6 protein-coding genes are annotated in these 4911 nt (G+C 71.7%); all 6 read right to left on the reverse strand.

Annotated features, from left to right (window positions below; translation table 11 throughout):
• Window positions 1-212: hypothetical protein (locus VGI02_RS12275; RefSeq protein ID WP_331627655.1), on the reverse strand; the 212-nt coding region annotated here is incomplete at its 3' end.
• Window positions 213-215: 3 nt separating this feature from the next.
• Window positions 216-425, reverse strand: coding sequence for a hypothetical protein (locus tag VGI02_RS12280; RefSeq protein ID WP_331627656.1), 210 nt, complete (start codon window positions 423-425; stop codon window positions 216-218).
• Entirely contained in the window at window positions 422-1663 is a 1242-nt protein-coding gene (locus VGI02_RS12285; RefSeq protein ID WP_331627657.1) for a hypothetical protein, read from the reverse strand. The genes VGI02_RS12280 and VGI02_RS12285 overlap by 4 nt, the downstream gene beginning before the upstream one ends.
• 184 nt (window positions 1664-1847) lie before the next feature.
• Entirely contained in the window at window positions 1848-2090 is a 243-nt protein-coding gene (locus tag VGI02_RS12290; RefSeq protein WP_331627658.1) for a hypothetical protein, read from the reverse strand.
• A gap of 326 nt (window positions 2091-2416) precedes the next feature.
• A complete protein-coding gene (locus VGI02_RS12295; protein WP_331627659.1) occupies window positions 2417-2596 on the reverse strand; it encodes a hypothetical protein in 180 nt (59 codons plus the stop codon).
• A 173-nt stretch (window positions 2597-2769) separates the two neighbouring features.
• A partial coding sequence (locus VGI02_RS12300; protein WP_331627660.1) for a bifunctional DNA primase/polymerase occupies window positions 2770-4911 on the reverse strand: 2142 nt, incomplete at its 5' end.

Raw genomic sequence — 4911 nt, forward strand, 5'->3', positions numbered from 1 at the left:
CGCTGCGTCTCGGTGTCGGCGAGCCACTTGCCGTAGCTGGGCGCGCCGACGTCCTTGACCTGGGCCATCAGCCCGGGACACAGCCACATGTCGCCATGGTCGTCGGGATGTCCGGCGCGGGTCCGCTCGGCGTGCGGGAACCCGAGCGCGGCGAACGCGTCCCGCACCGCCCGCTCGGCCCGGTCCCCGCGCTGCTTGTTGGCGTTGGGCACCGCTCAGCACCCCCGCGCGCGGCGCCGCGCGTCGAGCTCGTGATTCAGCGACGCCCACCCGCACGCCAGGCACGCCCGGGGCACCCCGTGCGCCGCGGTGGGGCGGGCCAGCGCGTAGGGCTCGCCGGCCCCGATCGGTTCAGCGCACCACGGGCAGGTGGTGTCGACGACCGCGAGGTAGGCCATCAACGACGGCAGTCCCACGGCGGTCACGCCCCGGCCTCGAGCTGGGCGGGGGCGGCGAGCTCGTACCAGCGGGCGCGCAGCGCGGCGGTCAGCTCGTCGGACAGGTGGCCGTCGGTGCGCTGCGCGAGCTCGGCGACGTATTCCAGCTCGGCACGGTCGCCGGCGTGGGCGGCCAGCAGCGGCCAGTCCTCGGCCGGGGAGTCGATGAGACGTTTCCCGTAGCGGTTGCGCCAGTCGTAGCAGACCCCGGCGTCCACCGCGGCACCGTAGGAGGCGCGCAGGTCGACCCAGTGGATCGACCCGGAACCCCGGCCGGAGGGAATGTGGATGATCGCTGCCCAGTCCGGTGAAGGCGGCTCGTGTTCCCATTCCACATCGCAGCAGTTGAGCGGGTCGTACGGGGTGCCGGTCGCATATGTCATCACCTGCACCCCGAACTTCGCGGACGCGAAGTCCATGGTACCGCTGGTCTTGAGGTCGACGATGACCACGGTACCGGCGGGGAGCACCACCGCCGGCTGCGCCGGCCGGGACACGTTCCCCCGCTTGTACGCCTTGCGCGCTTTCCGGACGACGAACGGGCGACGGGTGCGGGCGACCCGGTCGTAGCGCCCGGCGACCCCGAACTCGTGGTTGACGACGATCCCTTCGACGCCGAGGACCTCGAACTGCGCGGCAAGTCGCGCCCATTCCTCGAGGTCGGGAAGCCATTCCGGGTCGACATACCCGATGGGCAGCCCGCGGTCGTACAGCTCGCAGATGTTGTGAATGGCCGTCCCGATGTCGGCCTTGTCCATCGAACCGGCCAGTTTCATGGCCTCTTCGGCGATGACGTCCAGTTCCTTCTTGGACGCCTTCACGATGTCCTCGAGCTCGGAGGACAGCCCGACCGTGGCGCGGGCGACCCGGGCGCGCAGCGCCGGGGACTCGGTAACCCCGCGGGCGACCTGGCGCAGCTTCCAGGCATCGAGCAGGATCGTGGACTCCAGCGGCGACCCGAACGAGGACGCCCGGCGGTAGCCGCGCATCGTGCCGTCCGGGGTGCGCACCAGCGGCCGGCCCCACTGGTCGCGGCCGCCCTCCCACTCGCCGTCCTCGACGAACCGCCACGCGGCGTCGACGTCGCGGGCACGTTCGACCGCCATCGCGACGGCCACCGCCGGCGAGAGCTCCGCCGACGCCGGTTCGGGTTCCCACTGCGCGTCCACGATCACCGGAGCCGCGCTGGCGTGCCCGGTCGGACCGCCCGCCACCGTGAACGTCATCCCGCCACCTCCCGTGTGTGCCAGACCATAGACGATGTCCCCGACAGTGGACGTCCGCCGCTATCTACGACGCTCTGTCGTACGACGTGCCGTAAGAAATGGGCCCTGAGAGCCTCCCTACGGTCCGAGCCTTGTCCGGGTGCGCAGTCGGGGCCGTTCGGGGCGCTCCGTGGACGCTGGGCGGTCATTCCGCCGTCTCCGGCTCGCTCGCCACCGGCCGGTGCGCGGCCAGCACCCGTGAACAGCCCGCGCACGGCACGGCCGGTAGCGCCAGCACCGCCGCGAGCCCGGCGGCGGTGAGCCCGGCAGCGCCGAAGTCCTGGGCGGGGTGGGCGCGGCGCTGCGCCCAGGCGAACACGTAGCGCCCAGCACCGTTCGTGCGCCAGTAGCCGGCCACCCGTTCGGCACCGCGGGCCCAGCCGATCACGATGGTCGCGGTGCACCGACGCTTCCCCGCCGAGGTCTCCCATATCCGCGTATAGGTCGCCCGATCCGTCCAGCCGTTCGCCCGGCTCACAGTCAGGTACTTATTCACGCCCGGGAATGCGTCCGGGCACAATTTCCCGTCCCGATCCCGCGGACGCGGTCCCGGCGGCGGCAGTTCGAGCACCTCCCTCCCCGAGGCGATAGCGGTGGGGAGCTTGCTCGTGTCCGTCGCGTTCCGCTCGCGCAGTCGGGCCCACACCGTCTCGTGCGGTGGCGGCGGGGACGGGGCGACGGGCATGGCCGGCGCCGACTCAATAATGGTCACGCTCATCGTCCACGCACTCGTTCGCGCTCGTCGACCTCGGTCGAGAACGACGCCCATTTCTGCTGCTCTCGTTCCTGCTCGGCCGCGCGCCCTGTCGCGCCCTGGGCGGCAGCGAGGTCGGCCAGGTGGCGCTCGATGCCCTCGAGCGCCACCGCGATCCGGTTGGCGGTCACCTCGTCCATGATCTTGCTCCTTCTCTTGATCTTGAATGGGGCACCTCGTCCTCGTCCCGGCGACCTCGTCCCCGTCCCCCGTGAGGGGGCCGGGGGACGACGTGGGACGAGGTCGTCCCGGGGGGTCGAGGACCCTCGTCCGGGACGAGGTAGGGACGAGGTGGGGACGAGGTGGGACGAGGTCAGTCATCGTCGTCCCCGTCCTGCCAGCTCGGTCCGGTTTGTCCGTAGTGTTCGACGTCCACGAGGGAGGTGTAGCGCTTCACGAACACGAACCGGAGCGCCTGGCCCTCCTGCCGACGGGTGACGTAGTCGAGCGTCACCAGCTGGTCCAGAGCCTTGCGGATCATGTCCGCCTTGCCCTTGACGTTCGTCTCGATGACATTCTTCGAGACCGGGCCGTCGGTGTGCTGCAGGAACTCCGAAACGCGTTCCATGTAGATCGTCGGCTTGAACTCGGCCTTGGTCTTCACGACCTCACCGGTCGAGGAAACGGTCACACCGGCCGGCGGCTTCACCTCGATCCCCAGTTTCTGCGGATCGGTCGCGTCGAGAATAATGCGCGCCGCCTCCTGAGTACGGTCGCCCTGTCGCCACTCCCCGGATGCCGAGCGGATGCCCGACGGCCGGTCTTTCGCGACCCGGAGCACGACCTCGCCGCGGTCGCCCTTGCGGATCGCGGTCTCCGGTTCGACGAGGTAGCCGGCGCCGTCGATCGCCATGACCTTGGCCTGCGCGCCGATCGGGAACCGGCCGCGGCCGTCCTTGTCCTTCACGACGTGGTCGACACAGACCACCGCCGCCCCGGTGTCCCGGGCGATGCGGCGCGGGACGCGGCGGACCCAGTCGGTGATCTCGTCGTTGTCCATGCTCGAGAGCGAGTCCAGGCTCACGCCCATGGTCACGCCGTCGACCACCGCGAGGTCGTAGGCCGTGGCCAGCAGCTCCGCGAACGCGTTCGGCTCGTCGGTCGAGGACACGTCCGGGTTGACGTAGTGCAGCCGGGCGGCCAGTACCTCACCGGGCACCCCGAGAGCCATCGCGCGCTCGACGACCGCCGCCGCGTCCGACTCGTGGTCGATGTAGAGCACCGTGCCGCCGGCGGTCAGCACGGCCGCGGCCGCGATCTGGGCGACCCAGGACTTCCCGGACTCCGGCTCCCCGTAGAGCCAGTGCATGAGCCCCGGGTAGAACAGCCCGACCCCGTCGGTGCGGTAGAGCAGCCCGGACGCCGGCGGGGTGAACGTGCCGTCGATGTAGGGACCCAGGTCGATCGGCTCCCACGCTCGCCGGTGGTCGTCGTCCCCGACCTCGTCCCACCTCGTCCCCACCTCGTCCCGGAGACGTTCAGCGGCCGTAGCGGCGGTGTTCGTGCTGGTCGTACCCCCTTCGGCGGCTGCCGCGCCCGTGACCTCGTCCACCACGCCGGACGAGGTCGGGACGAGGTCGGGGAGGCCGTCGGGACGCACTCGCCACGGGTTCGCCTTGGCCTTGGCCTTGGCGTCCGCGACGTGCCGGCGGTCCCGGGAGTCCGGCTCGGCGCCCCACACCCGGCGCACCGCGTCGAGCAGGACCTCCCCGGCTTCGTCGTGGCTGATGACCCCGGCGTCGGCCGCGGTGTAGAGGGTCACGGCCACCGAGTAGAAGTCCCACCGGAACTCCGTGGTCGCGGTGAGCGCGTCGGCGGCCGCGCACGCCGCGACGACCTGCTCGACGATCCACGCCCGGTCGTGGAACTGGTCCGGCGTGGCGAACGAGGACGATGCGGCGGCCGGGCCGGAAGAGCGGCCCGAGCCTCGGGACGCCTCGCGCAGCCGACGTTCCCACGCCGGGGGCAGCGCGGACAGTTCCGAGGCCGGGACGACCCGGTCGGTGGAGTAGAACGCCTCGGCGCCGTTCGGGTGGCCGTGCACGTGGCTGCCGGCGATGAACACCGTGCCGCCCTCGCCGCGCACGTCGACCCCGGGCGCCACCTTGCCCGTCGAGTTGTGGATCGGCTCTTCGGGGGCCGCGAAGTACCAGTGCTGGCCGCCGGACGGGGTGCGGACCGTCATCGCCGGGCGCGGGCCGCCGGCGTCGCGCCACGCGGTGATGCCGTCCTTGATCGCGGTGACGCCGGCGGTCTGGGCGCGCTTCACGTCCCCCTCCGGGACGACCAGGCCGTTCGGCTCGCAGGGTGCGTGGAACCCGCAGCCCGGGTGGGCGCGGGCCCATCCGGTGATGACGTCGGGGTCGCTCGAGATCGCGGTCTCGCCGTCGCGCGGGTAGCGCCAGTTCGTGTGGAACTCGGCTTCCTTGCACTCCTCGGTGGCGTTCCACCGGAT

The sequence above is a fragment of the Actinomycetospora sp. genome, assembly GCF_036497245.1.
GTDB lineage: Bacteria > Actinomycetota > Actinomycetes > Mycobacteriales > Pseudonocardiaceae > Actinomycetospora.

Coding starts and splice junctions, on each gene's coding strand:
- VGI02_RS12295 (WP_331627659.1), bottom strand. CDS start 2,596: ATGGACGAGGTGACCGCCAACCGGATCGCGGTGGCGCTCGAGGGCATC.
- VGI02_RS12285 (WP_331627657.1), bottom strand. CDS start 1,663: ATGACGTTCACGGTGGCGGGCGGTCCGACCGGGCACGCCAGCGCGGCT.